We start from the raw sequence: 17,615 nt of genomic DNA, 5'->3' as shown, positions 1-17,615 counted from the left end.
AGGGTGCCGCTGAGCTGGAACGGGGCGACCTGTTGCCCGCTTCAGCGTGCTTTGAAACCCCTTGTACGGCTTTCGCCACCGTCCGGTCCGTGAAATTCTGCGCTCGCACCGCGCACGACAGGGTTACCGAAAAGTACGATGGCCGCGCGGCGCACACCGCATGTGGACGAATTTGGGAGGCGGCGTGACAGCCATCGAGCAGACAGAGGCGGCACGCCCGCGGGGCACGCGCCTGCCGCGCCGTGCCCGACGGAACCAGTTGCTGGGCGCCGCACAGGAAGTCTTTGTGGCGCAGGGGTACCACGCGGCCGCGATGGACGACATCGCGGAGCGCGCCGGTGTCAGCAAGCCGGTGCTCTACCAGCACTTCCCGGGCAAGCTCGACCTTTATCTCGCACTGCTGGACCAGCACTGCGAGTCGCTGATCGGAGCGGTGCGCGGGGCACTCGCCTCGACGAACGACAACAAGCAGCGCGTGCGGGCGACGATGGACGCCTACTTCGCGTACGTCGAGGACGACGGCGGCGCCTTCCGCCTGGTCTTCGAGTCGGACCTGACGAACGAGCCCGCGGTGCGCGAGCGCGTCGACAAGGTCACGAACGAGTGCGCGGAGGCGATCCGAGACGTGATCGCCGAGGACACCGGCCTCTCGCCCGCGGAGGCGATGCTGCTGGCCTCCGGTCTCGGCGGCCTCGCCCAGGTGGTGGCCCGGTCCTGGCTGCACAGCGACCGCAGCGTGCCGCGCGACCAGGCGGTGCAGCTGCTGACGTCGCTCGCCTGGCGGGGTATCGCGGGCTTCCCGCTGCACGGCACCGAACAGCCCCACTGACCCGCACGCGCGCGTACAGGCCGTTTGTTCCCGTCCGCTGTTCGCTCCTGGCGTGCAGGCGCGGAGGGTGCAGGTCCCCTCACCGGGCTAATGTGTGCTGGGTACGGCGCGTAAAGGTCGCGCACTTCACTGACCGTCGGAGGGACATAGCCGTGGAGGTCAAGATCGGCGTGCAGCACGCGCCCCGCGAGATCGTTCTGGAGAGCGGTCAGAGTGCCGAGGAGGTCGAGCGGGTCGTGGCCGAGGCACTGGCCGGGAAGTCGCAGCTGCTGACCCTCGTGGACGAGCACGGCCGCAAGGTCCTCGTCCCGGCCGAGCGCCTCGCCTACGTCGAGCTCGGCGAGCCGGCCCCGCGCAAGGTGGGTTTCGGAGCGCTGTAGGCGCACAACAGCACATCACCGCGGAGGGGCCCGGCGACCGATGGTCGCCGGGCCCCTCTCGCTTCCCCCCAAGATTTTTTTCTCCACAGGTGGAGCACAACTCGCGCACAGGGGAGGATTGCATTCCGCAGGTCACGGGTATGACGGGCTACGACCGTGATGGGCAGTGTGGCCGTGTGGGAGGGACTCCAGGATGTTGTTCGAAGCGCTCGGCTCCGCACTTCTCGGTCTCGTGCTGGCAGGGGCGGCGATCCACCGTCTGTCCGACCGTCTGCCCAGCCGTTCGCTGGTGCTCGCGACCGGTGTCGCCGGCGCCCTCTTCGGCGCCTTCGTCACCCACAGCGCGCTGGACCCCGGCAACTTCCTGCTGATCCTGCTCGGCGCGGCGATCGTCTCCGCGGCCTCGCTCTCCCTGCTGGTGCGCCCGGCCGGGAGACTCCGCCGGCGATCAGCGCCGGCGTGACCCCGACCGGGACCCCCGGGACGACCAGGGAAGCGAGAGCTAGGCGGCGAGCCCCAGAGCGGCCATCCGCTTGGTGTGCGCCTCGGTGATCCGCGAGAACATCCGTCCGACCTCGGCGAGGTCGAAGCCGTCCGCGACGCCGCCGACGAGCATCGTCGACAGCGCGTCACGGTCCGCGACCACCCGCTGGGACTGCGACAGGGCCTCGCCCATGAGACGCCGTGCCCACAGCGCGAGACGGCCGCCCACGCGCGGGTCCGCGTCGATCGCGGCGCGCACCTTCTCCACGGCGAAACCGGCGTGCCCGGTGTCGTCAAGGACGGCCAGCACCAGCTCCCGCGTGTCCGAGTCGAGCCGTGCGGCGACCTCGCGGTAGAAGTCGCTGGCGATCGAGTCGCCGACGTAGGCCTTCACGAGCCCTTCCAGCCAGTCCGAGGGCGCGGTCTGCCTGTGGAAGCCGTCCAGGGCTGCGACGAACGGCTCCATCGCGCGCGTGGGCTCCTCGCCGATCTCCGTGAGCCGGTTGCGCAGCCGCTCGAAGTGGTGGAACTCCGCCGACGCCATCTTGGCCAGCTCCGCCTTGTCCGCCAGCGTCGGCGCCAGTTTGGCGTCCTCCGCGAGCCGCTCGAACGCCGCGAGTTCGCCGTACGCGAGGGCACCGAGGAGGTCGACGACCGCTGCCCGGTACTGGGGGTCCGCGGAGGCCCGGCCCCAGTCCTGGGCGGCCACTCCGGTCTGCTCGGCGGGTGCGTCAGAGGTGTTGTCAGGCGTCGTCATGAAGCGCACAATAGTCCGCTTGCCGAGCCCTGGAAGTCCCTGGTCAATCAGTGTGATGACGACTACGTGACCAAATCGGCCATCGCATGTGCGTGATTCCGGGGTATGGTGGTAATGCGCCTGCCGAGTACTCGACGGGCCGCACGTATGAGGATGCCCGGTCGGTGGCCCGATCGGCTCCGACCCGACAGCCCTCCGAGTCCGTACGGCACATTACGTACGGCGTCCGGAGGGACACCCTCAGCGGTACGAGCGCTAGAGCGTCGGCAGTGGTCCCGTGCCCTACGGCAAGCCCGTAAGGCAGCCGACGTCCCCGGCACGGTCCGTCAAAGACCCCCCGCGCTCGCCTCGCACCGCGCACACAGAAGAGGCAGCACCCTGACTACCACGTTCAGAGATCTCGGAATCCTTCCCGAGACCGCCGAGGCCCTCGAGGCCGTCGGCATCACCACCCCCTTCCCCATCCAGGAGATGACCCTCCCCGTCGCCCTCTCCGGCACGGACGTCATCGGCCAGGCCAAGACCGGCACCGGCAAGACGCTGGGCTTCGGCCTTCCGCTCCTCGAGCGCGTCACCGTCCCCGCGGACGTGGAGGCGGGCCGCGCCAAGCCCGAGGACCTCACCGACACCCCGCAGGCCCTCGTCGTCGTCCCCACGCGCGAGCTGTGCACGCAGGTCACCAACGACCTGCTGACCGCGGGCAAGGTACGCAACGTACGCGTTCTCGCCATCTACGGCGGCCGGGCTTACGAGCCCCAGGTCGAGGCCCTCAAGCAGGGCGTCGACGTGGTCGTCGGCACCCCGGGCCGACTGCTCGACCTCGCGGGCCAGAAGAAGCTCAACCTCAAGCACGTCAAGGCCCTCGTCCTCGACGAGGCCGACGAGATGCTCGACCTGGGCTTCCTGCCCGACGTCGAGAAGATCATCAACCTGCTGCCGGCCCGCCGTCAGACGATGCTGTTCTCGGCGACCATGCCGGGCGCGGTCATCGGTCTCGCGCGGCGCTACATGTCGCAGCCCACGCACATCCGCGCCACCGCGCCGGACGACGAGGGCGCGACGGTCGCGAACACCTCGCAGCACGTGTACCGCGCGCACAACATGGACAAGCCCGAGATGGTCGCGCGCATACTGCAGGCCGACGGCCGGGGACTGGCCATGGTCTTCTGCCGCACGAAGCGCACCGCGGCCGACCTGGCCGACCAGCTCAAGCAGCGCGGTTTCGCGGCCGGCGCGGTCCACGGCGACCTCGGCCAGGGCGCCCGCGAGCAGGCGCTGCGCGCCTTCCGCAACGGCAAGGTGGACGTCCTCGTATGCACCGACGTCGCCGCCCGCGGCATCGACGTCGAGGGCGTCACACACGTCATCAACTACCAGTCTCCCGAAGAGGAGAAGACGTACCTGCACCGCATCGGCCGTACGGGCCGCGCGGGCGCCAAGGGCATCGCGATCACGCTCGTCGACTGGGACGACATCCCGCGCTGGCAGCTGATCAACAAGGCGCTGGAGCTGAGCTTCAACGACCCGCCGGAGACGTACTCCACGTCCCCGCACCTCTTCGAGGAACTGAACATCCCCGCGGGCACCAAGGGTGTGCTGCCGCGCGCCGAGCGCACGCGTGCCGGGCTGGACGCGGAGGAGCTCGAGGACCTCGGCGAGACCGGCGGCCGCGGTGCACGCGGCGGTCGCGGTGGCCGCCCCGAGCGGGGTGGCCGGGGCGAGTCCCGCTCTGCCGAGCGCGAGCGCACCGAGCGTACGCCGCGTCGTCGCCGCCGCACGCGCGGTGGGACGGCCCTGGACGCGACAGCCGCTCCGGAGGCCTCGACGGCTCTCTCGCCGTCCGAGGAGACCGCCGGCCCCCGCACTCCGCGTCGTCGTCGCCGCACCCGCCTCGGTTCGGCCTCGGAGCCGGTGACGGCCACGGCCGCGGCACCCGAGGCCGCGGAAGCCGCTGTCACGACGGCTGAGGGGCCCGCACTGGACGCCCCCGAGGCCCCGTCGAAGCCGCGCCGCCGCCGCACCCGCAGGTCCGCGGAGAGCACGCCGGCCGCGGCGCCGCTCGCCGCTGAGGCTCCGGTGGCAGAGGAAGCCCCGGCTCCCGCGGAGCCCGCCGCCGCACCGCGTCGCCGCACGCGCAAGACGACGGCTGCCGCTGAGGCCGCGGTCGACACCGCCGAGGCCACCGAGGCCAAGCCGCGCACCCGGACCCGCAAGGCCACGGCCGCCGCCGAGACCGCGGTCGCGACCGCCGAGGGCACCCCCGAGTCGGCCCCCGAGCCGACGGAGACTGCACCTCGCCGCCGCACCCGCAAGACGGCTGCCGCCGCGGAGACCGCGGTCGACACGGCCGAGGCCACGGAAGCCAAGCCGCGCCGTACTCGCAAGACGGCTGCCGCCCCTGAGGCCGCGGTCGACACCGCCGAGGCCACCGAGGCCAAGCCCCGCACCCGGACCCGCAAGGCCACGGCCGCCGCCGAGACCGCGGTCGCCACCGCCGAGGGCAGCACCCAGTCGGCACCCGAGCCGACGGAGACCGCACCTCGCCGCCGCACCCGCAAGACGGCTGCCGCCGCGGAGACCGCGGTCGACACCGCCGAAGCGACCGAGGCCAAGCCGCGCACCCGGACCCGCAAGGCCACGGCCGCCGCGGAGCCGGTCGCCGACACGGCCGAAGCCGCCGCCGCCAAGCCGCGCCGCACCCGCAAGACCGCGGCCGCCGTCGCGGTCGACACGGCCGAAGCCGCCGAGGCCAAGCCGCGCACCCGGGCCCGCAAGGCCACGGCCGCCGCCGCAGAGGTCACCGCCGATGCGGCCGAGGCCAAGCCCCGCCGTACCCGCAAGACCGCCGCCGTGGCCGAGATCCCGGCGCAGGCCGCCGAGGAGCCCGAGGCCAAGCCGCGGACGCGGAAGGCGGCGGAGGCCGTGGTCGACACCGTCGAGGGCGCGGACGCCAAGCCGCGTACCCGGGCCCGCAAGACGGCCGCCGCCGCGGAAACCGCCGAGGCCGCGCCCCGTCGCCGTACCCGCAAGGTCGCCGAGTCCGCCGACGCCGCCCCGGCGCCGGAGGTGGCGAACCCGCGTCGTACGCGCAAGGCGGCGGCTGCCGCCGAGGCCGCGGTCGACACGGCGGAGGGCACGGAGGCCAAGCCCCGCCGCACCCGCAAGACCGCCGCCGTGGCCGAGATCCCGGCGCAGGCCGCCGAGGAGCCCGAGGCCAAGCCGCGCACCCGCGCCCGCAAGGCCGCGGCACCCGCCGAGGTGGCTGCCGACGAGGCGAAGCCCAGGGTGCGTCGCACGCGGAAGGCCACGGCCGCCGCGGAGACCACGGAGAGCTGATTCGCTCAACCACCGACGGCCCGGCCCCACCTCACGGGAGGGGCCGGGCCGTCGGCCTGTGTGCCCAAGGCTGGATGCCGCAGCCCGTCCCCCTCCCCGACACCCGAGGCGGATAACCTCACCCCATGAGCAGGCCCCCGACCTTCACCCCGCCCCCCGGCGCCCGCGCGTACTCGCTGCGCACCGCGCGCGGAGAGTTCGCCGTCGTCGACGCGCCCGTGGCGGACGGCGTCGCCGCCAAGGGAACCGCGCTGCTGCTGCCCGGGTTCACCGGCAGCAAGGAGGACTACAACCCGCTGCACGAGCCGCTCGCGGCCCGCGGTTACCGGACCCTCGCGGTGGACGGACGGGGGCAGTACGAGTCCGACGGCCCCGAGACCGATGAATCGGCCTACGCCCAGGACGAGTTGGCGCGGGACGTACTCGCCCAGGCCGCCGCGCTCGGCACCCCCGTGCACCTCGTCGGCCACTCCCTCGGCGGGCAGATCGCACGAGCCGCGGTCCTGCTGGACCACGCCCCGTTCCTGTCGCTCACCCTCATGGCCTCCGGCCCCGCTCAGATCTCCGGCTCCCAGCAGGAGCGCGTGAAGCTGCTCCGCGACGCCCTTGCGGTGATGAGCATGGCCGAGGTGTGGGAGGCGATCCAGGCCATGGAGCCGCCGGAGGAGACCGACACCGGCGAGTCCGGGGAACTGGACGGCGGCCTCGACGACCAGGACGACCTGCGCCGCCGCTGGCTCGGCAACAAGCCGGCCCAACTCCTCGCGACGGGCCGCCAGTTGTGCGTGGAACCGGACCGCGTGGCCGAGCTGGCCGCCGTACCGCTGCCGTTCCACGTCCTGTCGGGTTCCAGCGACGACACCTGGCCGGTGCCCCTGCTCGACGACATGGCACTGCGCCTGCGCGCGCACCGCACCGTCGTCCAGGGCGCCGAACACTCCCCCAACACCGACCGGCCCCTCGACACGGCGCGCGCCTTCGCGGACTTCTGGGACCGCGCGCAGGCCCTCCGGTAGGCGCCGCTAGTACTGCCCCTGCAGGTGCTCCCAGAAGCCGTCCCGCAGCGCGCGCCGCAGGTCCGCCTGGCCGCGCAGGGAGTACTGCAACAGTCCCTCCGCCTCCACCAGCAGGTCCTGGTCCACCGAGCCCGGCAGATAGGGGTGGCCGGGCAGCAGCTCCGCCAGGGAGTCGCGGCCCCGCGCGCCAAGCCACTTCGCCGCGATCTGCGCGCCGACGAAGCGGACGTCGTCACGGCCGGGCCGGGCGGTGGTGGCCTCGTAGGCGGCCGCGGTGCGCCGGGAGACGTACGGCTTGAAGAAGTCGAGGTCGAGGGTGCGCTGGCTGTCGACCTCCCAGAGCAGCGGCTCCGCCTGGTTGCGCCCCTCGGGGGCCTCGATGCCCCACAGGTGGACGCGCGCCCCGTACCCCTGCGCCGCCTCGACCGCCGACACCAGGTCCTCGTCGCCGCCCAGCAGTGCCGCGTCGCTGATCGCCCGGTGTCTGGCGAGTGACTCCAGGTCCGTCCTGATCAGCGAGTCGACGCCCTTCTGCTGGTTGTTGGCGTTCAGGTTGCCCAGCCGGACCTTCACGTCCGGGAGCTCGGCGATCGACTGCTGCTCGGCGGTGTGGATGCGGCGCCGCGCGCCGTCGTACCAGTAGACGCGCAGCAGCCGGCTGTCCGCGAAGATCGTGCGGGCCCGGTCGATGAGCGCCTCGATCAGGCCTTCGGCGTCCAGGTCGAAGGCGCGACGGTCCTCCGTCCCCGCCACCAGCCGGCCCGCGGCTGCATACAAGTACCCCGCGTCGACGAAGATCGCATGGGTCGAGGGCGTCTTCGCCACCTCGGCGAGCATGCGCTGCAGCAGCTCGTTCGTGCGGTCGATGCGGGCGCTGAGGGCCGCGAGGTCGTCGTTCATCGCCTCCATTGTCCCGGCGGTCACGCTGCGAACACAACTGGTCCCGGTCGGTCTCCTCTGCCTCCTTGGCGGTTCCTTACCGCCGAGTAGTTAGACGTTCGAAAAATTTCTTTAGCGTAGGGAATGTTTGTAACACGCAGCCCGTTGACTACGACGTACACAGCGCGACGAAGGGAGAGGCCATGCGCTTCGAAATCATGCGACTCGACGAGGTCGACGGCACGACCGTGGACAGCACCGTCGTGGACGCCGCCTCCGTCAACCGGATCGTTCAGCAGGCCGCGGCCATCGGGCAGCGTCTCTGGATCCGGCCGGCCGAGGACTCGGCCGCGTAACACCGACGCGAAGACACAACGACGAAGACGCGGATCACCGCAGCAGCTTCAGAGCCCCCGTACGGCATCGACGCCGTACGGGGGCTCTGCGCATGCCCGGCGCTCTGCGAGGCTCAGGCACCCTTGATCACCTGCGTGATGCCGTTGATGATCTGCTGCACGGCGATCGCGGAGAGCATCATGCCCGCGAGCCGTGTCACCAGGACCACACCCCCGTCCTTGATGACCCGGATGATCAGCAGCGAGTACCGCATCACCAGCCACAGCACGACATGGATGGCGAGGATCGCCATCCACACCGACATCTGTGTGGCGACACTGTCGGCCTTCTGCACGGCGAGGATCACGGACACGATCGCGCCGGGGCCGGCCAGCAGCGGCATGCCCAGCGGTACGAGCGCCACATTGACGTCCTTGGTCTGCTTCGGCTCGTCGGTCTTGCCGGTCAGGAGGTCCAGGGCGATGAGCAGGAGCAGCAGCCCGCCCGCGATCATCAGCGCGGGCACGGAGACATGCAGGTAGTTGAGGATCTGGTGCCCCAGCAGCCCGAAGACGGTGATCACACCGCCGGCCACGCACACGGCCTGGAAGGCCATCCGCTTCTGCACCTTGCCGGGGCGCCCGGCGGTCAGCGCGAGGAAGATCGGGGTGATCCCGGGGGGATCCATGATGACAAAAAGGGTCAGGAACAGGGAGCCGAAGACAGCGACGTCGAACATGGGTGAGCTACACGCCTTGCAGGAAATGGTGAGGGACGGGAACGGGGGGTGCGGAGGGGTCCTCAGGCTCCGCCGGTCCCCGGCACCGGGAACGCCCCGGTCGCCCGTCGTGTGATCTCCCCGTAGACCTCGGGATCCGTGACGTACTCGCCGAGCACGCAGGTCTTCCGGCTGCCGTGGTAGTCGCTGGACCCGGTGGTCAGCAGCCCCAGTTCCTTGGCCAGCCCGCGCAGCCGCGCCCTGGTCTCCTCGTCGTGGTCCATGTGGTCGACCTCGATGCCGTCGAGCCCCGCGGCGGCCATCTCGGCGATCGCGGACTCCGGCACCGTACGGCCGCGCTTGCCGGCGCCCGGGTGGGCGAAGACGGTGACCCCGCCCGCGGCCTTGACCAGCCGGATCGCCTCGAAGGGATCCGTCTCGTGCTTCTCGACGTAGGCCCGCCCGCCGTCGGCCAGCCACTCCTCGGTGAACGCGTCGCTCACGGTCGGGACGACGCCCAGTTCGACGAGCGCGGTCGCGACATGCGGCCGCCCGACGGAACCGCCCCCGGCGATCCGCTCGACCTGCTCCCAGGTGACCGGCACGCCCAGCCCGTTCAGCTTGGCGACCATGCCCTTGGCCCGCGGCACCCGGTCGTCCCGCACCAGCTCCCGCTCGGCGAGCAGCGCCGGCTCCTCGGGGTCGAAGAGGTAGGCGAGCAGGTGCATGGAGACACCGTCGACACGACAGGACAACTCGGCACCGGTGACCAGCGTGAGCCCCACCGGCACCGCGGCGATCGCCTCGGCATACCCGCGAGTGGTGTCGTGATCGGTCAGCGCCACCACGTCCAGCCCGGCCGCGGCAGCATTCCGCACCAGCTCAGCCGGGGTGTCCGTACCGTCGGAAGCAGTGGAGTGGGCGTGCAGATCGATACGCACTACGCGGACTCCAGGCGGTGACGGAACAGAAGCGGACGCTCAAGGATAACCGGATTTTCACGGGTCCCCTGTCATACCCGTAACCGCCAAGCGCCCCCTACCTGCACCGCCGGTAAGGGGCGCGGGGCTGTGTCGATTTGCGGCTCCGCCGCGCGGGCGCGATCAACCACCGACAAGCCGCAGACGCCGAGCAACCCTGCACCCCACCCCGGTGGGCGCTACGGCTCAAGCAAGCGCGGCGACAACGCCCCGCAGGGCACCAGCTCGACCTCCGCCCCCGCGTCCCGCAGATCCGTCAGCACCAGCTCGTCGTACATCAAGAGCCCCGACTGCTCGGGCCACACCACCGCCCACAGCCACAGCCCCCGCGCCTCGCCCGCGAACACCGCCCGGTCGTCGGGGCTGCCGGCGACATGCCACAGCGGGGTGGGCCGCCCGCCGGCCAGCACCTTCGCCTGAGGAGGCTTCTCGACGTTCATGTACGACCCCGGGTCCGGGCCGTCGATCCCCGCATACCGCGCGCCGAGCCCGACCCCGAGCTCCTCGGCCACCAGGATCAGCTCCCCTATGCCACCGAGCGGTCCCGGCCCCGAGCAGGCCACGGCGGTGGCGCGCCCGCCATGGCGGTCGTCACCCGCGCAGGCCACGCCCGTGAACAGCCAGCCGATCGGCAGCGGCCACGGCATCCACACCGGCACCTGCGTGCGATGCACCACGACACTGAGGGCCTCGACGCTGGGCGGGATCACGGGCTGCAGCGGATGCACGGTGCCGTGCACATCGCACTGCCAGGTGTCGGAGAAGAGTCCGGGAGCCCTGACCCGGCCACCACACTTCGGGCAACTGGGTTCGCCCCTCATAGGGCCCCACGGTCCTACCCCCGCTCCGCCACGTCAAGGACGATCACCCGTCCGGACGGAACCCTTCACCGGAACCCTCGCCACCGGTTCGGGATGTGCGGTGTCGCGGCCTTTGCCAACTGACCGCTTCCGGCCATGTGTTGGTGAGCTTGCTCACTCGGCGTTCAGTCCAGTGGGACGGACCTGCGGGACGGGTCCCTCAGATCCGTGCCGTTCGTCAGCCACCGCTCCTGGAGGGCCTGGGCGCCGTGCACGCGCTTCCAGGCGGCCTCGTTCGCCGTCATGGGCAGCAGGGGCAGGAAGCGCACCGGATCAAGGGGCTCGTCGAGATCGAGGTCCTCGACCAGGCCGCCCGACTCGGCGACCAGGACGGAGCTGAACGGAGCGCCCGGCCACAGGGGTTCGCCGACGTCGAGCGAGGCGCCGGGGGCCACGATCAAGCCCTCGACCTGCGGGGACGCAGCGAGTACGGCGAGCGGGCGCAGCGCCTTGTCGGTGTCGGCGAGGCCTGCGCGCACCGAGAGGATCAGCTCCGCGCGCGGCCCCTTGACCGGGTCGGCGAGTACCGCGGTGGGGTCGCTCATCGGCTGTGCGGACATGCCGAGGGTGGCGTAGCGGACGATGCCCCTCTCCCCCGAGTCGTCCCGGAAACGCAGTACCTCGATGCGGTCCGTGCCCAGGAACGTGACCGCCGCGCGCGCGTCCGGTTCGCCCAGCGCGCTGCGCAACCGGGCCTCGACCAGAGGGAGAACATCAACCATGCGGCGAGCATAGAACTCGTCAGCACCGGGCAAAGCGGCGCCTTGACAGTTTGGGCGGCTGATACTCTGGCCCGGTCGTTCGGGCAGCACGCTGAGGCGTCGCGATCGAGTCCCGACGCCGATTGAGACTCCCTTACGAGGGACCGGCCGGAGGAGGTGGGGCTGTCATGGATCGAAGTCACCCGTGCAGTACCACTCGCTCTTCCCGCCGCTGATACAGCTGATCCGGCTCCGGCTGACCGCCGCCTTTCACGCTCACGTCTTCTTGCGGAAGAGCACTTCGTTTTGCCTGATCTGTCTGATCTGAATCAGTAACGAAGCTCGCCACCGCGATGGTGCGGTGCTCCCCGCTTTGTGGACGTGCCAAACACGCGAACTCAGGACGTCCCCATTCCGGGCAGTTCCATCCGTCGTCGGCGCTCTTGCGTTGCCTGTCACGAAGGAGCCAGCCATGTCGATGATCCGTGACCTCCGCGCCGCGGTCCGGCCGTCCCGCATCTCCCTGCGCAAGGACACCGGCGTGTACGACACGACGCGCGACCCCTCGACGCCGTCCGCCGTCGTCGACTGCGCCGTCTACCGCGACGGGACCCGCGTCGACACCGGCAACCCGATGACGCCGCACGAGGCGATGCGTCTGGTGCGCCGCGACGGGGGCTTCGTGTGGATCGGGATGCACGAGCCGACCGAGGCCGAATTCGCCGGTATCGCCCGTGAGTTCGGGCTGCACCCGCTGGCCGTCGAGGACGCCGTCCAGGCCCACCAGCGGCCCAAGCTGGAGCGGTACGACGACTCCCTGTTCACCGTCTTCAAGACCATCCACTACGTCGAGCACGACCAGCTCACCGCCAACAGCGAGGTCGTGGAGACCGGCGAGGTCATGTGCTTCACCGGGCGGGACTTCTTCATCACCGTCCGGCACGGCGGCCAGGGCTCGCTGCGGGCGCTGCGGCACCGGCTGCAGGACGACCCCGAGCTGCTCGCCAAGGGCCCCTCGGCGGTGCTGCACGCGATCGCCGACCATGTCGTCGACGGCTATGTCGCGGTCGCCGACGCCGTCCAGGACGACATCGACGAGGTGGAGACCGAGGTGTTCTCGCCGGGCCGCCGGGGCGGTGTCTCGCGCGGTGTGGACTCGGCGCGGATCTACCAGCTCAAGCGTGAGGTGCTGGAGTTCAAGCGGGCGGTGGCGCCGCTGCTGCGCCCCATGCAGCTGCTGAGCGAGCGGCCGATGCGGCTGGTCGACCCCGACATCCAGAAGTACTTCCGGGACGTCGCCGACCACCTCGCCCGGGTCCAGGAGCAGGTCATCGGCTTCGACGAACTGCTCAACTCGATCCTCCAGGCCAACCTCGCGCAGGCGTCCGTGGCGCAGAACGAGGACATGCGGAAGATCACCGCCTGGGCCGCGATCATCGCCGTACCGACGATGGTGACCGGTGTGTACGGCATGAACTTCGACTACATGCCGGAGCTGCACTGGAAGTACGGCTACCCCCTGGTGCTGAGCGTCACGGTCGCCATGTGTGTGGGCATCCACCGGGTGCTCAAGCGCAACGGCTGGCTGTGAGCGCACGCTGGATAGGCTGAGCCCATGACAAGCGAGCTGCTCGACCAGGCCCTCGTCGAGGAGGCCACCAAGAAGTCCGGCCTCATCTGGGTCAGGGGTGCGGGTACCGCGGCCCGTGCGCTGTGGCATGTGTGGCACGAGGGTGCGGTGTGCCTGGTCGGCGACGGGCCCGGGGAGCAGCCGCTGCCGGGGCTCGCCGACGGCGGCTTTGCCGAGGTGACCGTGCGCAGCAAGGACAAGGGCGGGCGGCTGGTGACGTTCGCGGCGACCGTGTCCGAGCTGCCGTCCGGCTCCGCGGAATGGGAGGCGGCCGTCGCCGAGCTGAAGGGCAAGCGGCTGAACGCCCCCGACGGTGAGGCGATGACGGGCCGCTGGGCCCGTGAGTGCCGCGTGCTCCGCCTGGAGCCGACGGGGGTCTCGGGCCCGCTGCCCGACGGCAGCCTGGCCGAGGCGCCGCTGCCGTCGCCGGCCACGACCCGTCAGCCGATCCCTGCGGGGTTGCCGCGGCTGCTTTTCCGGAAGCGCCGGCGCCGGTGAGCATCCCGCTCGGGGGTGCCGCGATGGGCCGTCTGTTGTCTGCAGGGCCGTCGTGGCTGATCGCGCCGTTCCCCGCGCCCCTTACGGGGCGCGCTCAGGACGTCGGGAGTTTCCTGCCGTAGTCGACCGTCTCGTTCTTCTTCGGCTCGGTGAGGGGGAAGTCCTTGCCCCAGGAGGAGAAGGTGAGGGTGCCGGCGCCGCCTGCGCGTTCCAGGCGGAGGGGGTACGGAGTGCCCTCCAGGGAGACGTCCAGGGTTCCGCCGGAGCCCTTGTCGCCGGTGATGCGGATGGTGCGGGTGCCCGCCTGCTCGTGGTGACCGTCCGTGGCGAGCGCGCCGTGCAGGGTCAGCAGACCGTCGAGCAGGACGTCCTTGTCCGTGAACCCGCTGAACTTCTTGTACGAGGGGTCGCCCTGCGGCACCTTCACATACTTGCCGTCGAGCGCGCCCCCGGCCGACGTGTTGCCGTCCGCGTGGTTCCAGAACTCCGCGCCGGCCTTCAGATACAGCTGCTCGCCGATCCGCAGCAGCCCGAAGGCCACCCCCTTGGAGGTGACCGAGCCGCTGCCGCCGCCGGACTTCAGGCGCATGTCGAGGGTGTACGTCCGCCCGTTGGTCACCACGGTTCCCGCGAGCCGCACCGCTTCGGCGGATTCGGCGGCCGCCCTGGTCTTCGACTGGATCTTGTCGGCCGGCAGCTTGCCGACGCCGTTGGTGCCCGCGTCGGGGTCCTCGCTGCATCCCGCAAGCAGCCCCGTCCCCGTCACCACCAGCGCGCACACCGCGCTCACCAGCGAGGTCCGACGGGTTCGGCCGAGGGCAATCGCAGTCACAGGTGGGGCTGCCTTTCAGTCGGGGGACGTGGGGCAGGGCCCCAGCAGCGTACGGCAGAGTAACGGGTGCCCCAGCGGCCGAGCGGAGCCGGTGCGTCCGGACCTCCCGCCGGGGCGGTGCCGATGGGTACGGGCTAGCCTGAAGCCCATCCGAGCGGGCAATTCGGAAAAGATGCACAGCAGCGACACGCAGCACTGGACACCCGTACGCAAAGGAGGCGCAGCCATGGCAGCGGGCGCGCCCCGGATCTTCGTCTCGCACCTCGCCGGCGTCGCCGCCTTCGATCCCAACGGCGACCAGGTGGGCCGGGTGCGCGATCTCGTCGTGATGCTGCGCGTAGGGCGGCGGCCTCCGCGAGTGCTCGGGCTGGTCGTCGAACTGCCCAGCCGGCGCCGCATCTTCCTGCCCATGACCCGGATCACCAGCATCGAGTCGGGCCAGGTCATCACCACCGGTGTGCTCAACGTCCGCCGCTTCGAGCAGCGCCCCACCGAGCGCCTCGTCTTCGGCGAGCTCCTCGACCGGCGCGTCACGCTCGCGGAGACCGGCGAGGAGGTCACCGTCCTCGATGTGTCGGTGCAGCAGCTCCCGGCCCGCCGGGACTGGGAGGTCGACCGTGTCTTCGTCCGCAAGGGAAAGAAGGGCGGCGCCTTCCGGCGGGCCAAGGGCGAGACCCTGACCGTCGAGTGGTCCGCCGTCACCGGCTTCTCCCTGGAGGAGCACGGGCAGGGTGCCGAGAGCCTGCTCGCCACCTTCGAGCAGCTGCGCCCGGCCGACCTGGCGAACGTCCTGCACCACCTCTCCGCCAAGCGCCGCGCCGAGGTGGCCGCAGCCCTCGACGACGACCGCCTCGCCGACGTACTGGAAGAGCTCCCCGAGGACGACCAGATCGAGATCCTCGGCAAGCTGAAGGAGGAGCGCGCCGCCGACGTCCTGGAGGCCATGGACCCGGACGACGCGGCCGACCTGCTCGCCGAGCTCCCGGAGGAGGACAAGGAGCGGCTGCTGACGCTGATGCAGCCGGACGAGGCCGCGGACGTGCGCCGCCTGATGGCGTACGAGGAGAAGACCGCCGGCGGGCTCATGACCACCGAGCCGATCGTGCTCCGTCCCGACGCCTCCGTCGCCGACGCCCTCGCGCGCGTACGCAACCGCGACCTGTCGCCCGCCCTGGCCGCCCAGGTCTACGTCTGCCGCCCGCCCGACGAGACGCCGACCGGCAAGTACCTGGGTACGGTCCATTTCCAGCGCCTGCTGCGCGAGCCGCCGTACACGCTGGTCAGCGCAGTCGTCGACGACGACCTGCAGGCACTGGCCCCGGACGCCGCGCTGCCCCTGGTCGCCGGGTTCTTCGCGACGTACGACATGGTCGCGGCACCCGTCGTCGACGAGGCCGGGTCGCTGCTCGGCGCGGTGACCGTGGACGACGTACTCGACCACATGCTGCCCGAGGACTGGCGGGAGACCGAGTTCCACCTCGAGGACGACGAGGGGACGGCCCCCCATGCCTCCTGAGCGCGAGAGCGGCCGTGAGCGCACCCCGGCGGGTGCGACGGCGACCACGCACACGCGTCCCCGCCTCGACCAGCCGCGGCCGCCGCGCCGCCGGATCCTGCCCGAGTGGGACCCGGAGGCCTTCGGACGGCTCTCGGAGCGCATCGCGCGCTTCCTGGGCACCGGGCGGTTCATCGTCTGGATGACGGTCGTCATCATCGCGTGGGTGCTGTGGAACGTCTTCGCGCCGCGCGACCTGCGCTTCGACAACTACCCGTTCATCTTCCTGACCCTGATGCTGTCGCTCCAGGCCTCCTACGCGGCCCCGCTGATCCTGCTCGCGCAGAACCGGCAGGACGACCGGGACCGGGTCAACCTCGAACAGGACCGCAAGCAGAACGAGCGCTCGATCGCCGACACCGAGTACCTGACCCGGGAGATCGCCGCCCTGCGCATCGGGCTCGGCGAGGTGGCGACCCGCGACTGGATACGCTCCGAGCTGCAGGACCTGGTCAAGGAGCTGGAAGGACGGCAGGACGGCCACCACGATCACGCCGTATTCCCGGCAGAACGGTCGCGCGGACGTGACGTAGACGACCGCTGACGGGCTTTCCGGGGCCAGGCTACCGAGCCGTACCATCGTTCCTATGGCTAGCGAAGACGCGGTGCGCGAGGCACTGGCGACGGTGAACGACCCCGAGATCAACCGGCCCATCACCGAGCTCGGGATGGTGAAGTCGGTGGAGATCGGTTCGGACGGGGCGGTCGCGGTCACCGTGTACCTGACGGTCTCCGGCTGCCCGATGCGCGAGACGATCACGCAGCGCGTGACCGAGGCGGTCTCCCGGGTCGACGGCGTCACCCGCGTCGACGTCACCCTCGACGTCATGAGCGACGAGCAGCGCAAGGAGCTGGCGGCCGCCCTGCGCGGCGGCACGGCCGAGCGCGAGGTCCCCTTCGCCAAGCCGGGCTCGCTGACCCGTGTGTACGCGGTCGCGTCCGGCAAGGGCGGCGTCGGCAAGTCCTCGGTGACGGTGAACCTGGCGGCGGCGATGGCCGCCGACGGCCTGAAGGTGGGCGTCGTCGACGCCGACATCTACGGCCACTCGGTGCCGCGCATGCTGGGTGCGGACGGGCGTCCCACCCAGGTCGAGAACATGATCATGCCGCCGTCGGCCAATGGCGTGAAGGTCATCTCCATCGGCATGTTCACGCCGGGCAACGCGCCGGTGGTGTGGCGCGGCCCGATGCTCCACCGCGCGCTGCAGCAGTTCCTGGCGGACGTGTACTGGGGCGACCTGGACGTCCTGCTGCTCGACCTCCCGCCGGGCACCGGCGACATCGCGATCTCGGTCGCCCAGCTGGTCCCGAACGCCGAGATCCTGGTCGTGACGACCCCGCAGCAGGCGGCCGCCGAGGTCGCCGAGCGCGCCGGCTCCATCGCCGTCCAGACCCACCAGAAGATCGTCGGCGTGGTCGAGAACATGTCCGGCCTGCCCTGCCCGCACTGCGGCGAGATGGTCGACGTCTTCGGCACGGGCGGCGGCCAGACGGTCGCGGACGGTCTCACCCGCACGACCGGCGCGACCGTCCCGGTCCTCGGCGCCATCCCGATCGACGTCCGCCTCCGCGAGGGCGGCGACGAGGGCAAGCCGGTGGTCCTGACCGACCCCGACTCCCCGGCGGGCGCGGCCCTGCGGGGCATCGCGGGCAAGCTGGGCGGCCGCCAGCGCGGCCTTTCGGGCCTGTCCCTGGGGATCACGCCGAAGAACAAGTTCTAGGGCTTCCAGGGCGCCTACGGCGGAGGGGGGGGGGGGGGGGGGGGGGGGGGCCCCCCCCCCCGGGGGGGCGCCCCGCGGGGGGGGGGGGTGTGGTTTTTGTTTGG

General features: G+C 71.4%; 18 protein-coding genes. 11 read left to right on the top strand and 7 right to left on the bottom strand.

Features of this window, described 5'->3' with window-relative positions:
* Positions 1-184: 184 nt before the first annotated feature.
* From ACFY1U_RS08960 to ACFY1U_RS08950, 3 genes are all read left to right on the top strand, one after another.
* Positions 185-829 (top strand): TetR/AcrR family transcriptional regulator, encoded by a 645-nt coding sequence (locus ACFY1U_RS08960; RefSeq protein ID WP_390693417.1) that lies wholly within the window; start codon positions 185-187, stop codon positions 827-829.
* A 152-nt stretch (positions 830-981) separates the two neighbouring features.
* Positions 982-1,209, top strand: a complete 228-nt coding sequence (locus tag ACFY1U_RS08955; protein WP_030929216.1) for a DUF3107 domain-containing protein — start codon at positions 982-984, stop codon at positions 1,207-1,209.
* A 193-nt stretch (positions 1,210-1,402) separates the two neighbouring features.
* The gene (locus ACFY1U_RS08950; protein ID WP_390693416.1) at positions 1,403-1,672 is read left to right on the top strand and encodes a hypothetical protein; all 270 of its coding nucleotides are present in this window, start codon (positions 1,403-1,405) and stop codon (positions 1,670-1,672) included.
* Positions 1,673-1,711: 39 nt separating this feature from the next.
* Here ACFY1U_RS08950 and ACFY1U_RS08945 read toward each other — a convergent pair whose 3' ends face one another.
* Positions 1,712-2,449 carry a ferritin-like fold-containing protein gene (locus tag ACFY1U_RS08945; protein WP_390693415.1) on the bottom strand — a complete coding sequence of 246 codons (738 nt, stop codon included), beginning with the start codon at positions 2,447-2,449 and terminating at the stop codon, positions 1,712-1,714.
* Positions 2,450-2,920: 471 nt separating this feature from the next.
* On the opposite strand from ACFY1U_RS08945, the gene ACFY1U_RS08940 reads away from it, so the two are divergent.
* Positions 2,921-5,785, top strand: coding sequence for a DEAD/DEAH box helicase (locus ACFY1U_RS08940; protein WP_390693414.1), 2,865 nt, complete (start codon positions 2,921-2,923; stop codon positions 5,783-5,785).
* 125 nt (positions 5,786-5,910) lie between these two features.
* On the top strand, positions 5,911-6,801 hold the full coding sequence (locus tag ACFY1U_RS08935) for an alpha/beta fold hydrolase (protein WP_390693413.1): 891 nt from the start codon (positions 5,911-5,913) through the stop codon (positions 6,799-6,801).
* Positions 6,802-6,807: 6 nt separating this feature from the next.
* On the opposite strand, the gene ACFY1U_RS08930 is transcribed toward ACFY1U_RS08935, so the two are convergent.
* Positions 6,808-7,701: an NYN domain-containing protein gene (locus ACFY1U_RS08930; protein WP_390693412.1), complete on the bottom strand. Its 894-nt coding sequence runs from the start codon at positions 7,699-7,701 to the stop codon at positions 6,808-6,810.
* Between the two features lie 182 nt (positions 7,702-7,883).
* On the opposite strand from ACFY1U_RS08930, the gene ACFY1U_RS08925 reads away from it, so the two are divergent.
* Entirely contained in the window at positions 7,884-8,036 is a 153-nt protein-coding gene (locus ACFY1U_RS08925; RefSeq protein WP_344405444.1) for a hypothetical protein, read from the top strand.
* A 113-nt stretch (positions 8,037-8,149) separates the two neighbouring features.
* Here the strand turns inward: ACFY1U_RS08925 and ACFY1U_RS08920 are convergent, their stop codons facing one another.
* From ACFY1U_RS08920 to ACFY1U_RS08905, 4 genes are all read right to left on the bottom strand, one after another.
* The gene (locus ACFY1U_RS08920; RefSeq protein ID WP_030929230.1) at positions 8,150-8,755 is read right to left on the bottom strand and encodes a MarC family protein; all 606 of its coding nucleotides are present in this window, start codon (positions 8,753-8,755) and stop codon (positions 8,150-8,152) included.
* Positions 8,756-8,817: 62 nt separating this feature from the next.
* The gene (locus ACFY1U_RS08915) at positions 8,818-9,675 is read right to left on the bottom strand and encodes a PHP domain-containing protein (protein WP_390693411.1); all 858 of its coding nucleotides are present in this window, start codon (positions 9,673-9,675) and stop codon (positions 8,818-8,820) included.
* A 218-nt stretch (positions 9,676-9,893) separates the two neighbouring features.
* Positions 9,894-10,535 (bottom strand): DUF6758 family protein, encoded by a 642-nt coding sequence (locus ACFY1U_RS08910; RefSeq protein ID WP_390693410.1) that lies wholly within the window; start codon positions 10,533-10,535, stop codon positions 9,894-9,896.
* 164 nt (positions 10,536-10,699) lie between these two features.
* Positions 10,700-11,296 (bottom strand): suppressor of fused domain protein, encoded by a 597-nt coding sequence (locus tag ACFY1U_RS08905; protein WP_390693408.1) that lies wholly within the window; start codon positions 11,294-11,296, stop codon positions 10,700-10,702.
* A gap of 451 nt (positions 11,297-11,747) precedes the next feature.
* Here ACFY1U_RS08905 and ACFY1U_RS08900 point away from each other — a divergent pair, with 451 nt between their 5' ends.
* Positions 11,748-12,866 (top strand): magnesium and cobalt transport protein CorA, encoded by a 1,119-nt coding sequence (locus tag ACFY1U_RS08900; protein WP_390693407.1) that lies wholly within the window; start codon positions 11,748-11,750, stop codon positions 12,864-12,866.
* A gap of 24 nt (positions 12,867-12,890) precedes the next feature.
* The gene (locus ACFY1U_RS08895; RefSeq protein WP_390693406.1) at positions 12,891-13,403 is read left to right on the top strand and encodes a hypothetical protein; all 513 of its coding nucleotides are present in this window, start codon (positions 12,891-12,893) and stop codon (positions 13,401-13,403) included.
* 94 nt (positions 13,404-13,497) lie between these two features.
* Here the strand turns inward: ACFY1U_RS08895 and ACFY1U_RS08890 are convergent, their stop codons facing one another.
* Positions 13,498-14,235 carry a hypothetical protein gene (locus tag ACFY1U_RS08890; RefSeq protein ID WP_390693405.1) on the bottom strand — a complete coding sequence of 246 codons (738 nt, stop codon included), beginning with the start codon at positions 14,233-14,235 and terminating at the stop codon, positions 13,498-13,500.
* A 226-nt stretch (positions 14,236-14,461) separates the two neighbouring features.
* On the opposite strand from ACFY1U_RS08890, the gene ACFY1U_RS08885 reads away from it, so the two are divergent.
* The 3 genes from ACFY1U_RS08885 to ACFY1U_RS08875 are packed head-to-tail and all read left to right on the top strand — an operon-like array spanning position 14,462 to position 17,511.
* Positions 14,462-15,751, top strand: coding sequence for a magnesium transporter MgtE N-terminal domain-containing protein (locus ACFY1U_RS08885; RefSeq protein WP_390693404.1), 1,290 nt, complete (start codon positions 14,462-14,464; stop codon positions 15,749-15,751).
* Positions 15,741-16,334: a DUF1003 domain-containing protein gene (locus tag ACFY1U_RS08880; RefSeq protein WP_390693403.1), complete on the top strand. Its 594-nt coding sequence runs from the start codon at positions 15,741-15,743 to the stop codon at positions 16,332-16,334. The genes ACFY1U_RS08885 and ACFY1U_RS08880 overlap by 11 nt, the downstream gene beginning before the upstream one ends.
* 43 nt (positions 16,335-16,377) lie before the next feature.
* The gene (locus ACFY1U_RS08875; RefSeq protein ID WP_390693402.1) at positions 16,378-17,511 is read left to right on the top strand and encodes an Mrp/NBP35 family ATP-binding protein; all 1,134 of its coding nucleotides are present in this window, start codon (positions 16,378-16,380) and stop codon (positions 17,509-17,511) included.
* Positions 17,512-17,615 lie beyond the last annotated feature (104 nt).

The organism is Streptomyces sp. NPDC001351 (assembly GCF_042896045.1).
GTDB lineage: Bacteria > Actinomycetota > Actinomycetes > Streptomycetales > Streptomycetaceae > Streptomyces.
The sequence above is the reverse complement of the archived record's forward strand: the minus strand, read 5'-3'. Positions and strand labels throughout refer to the sequence as shown.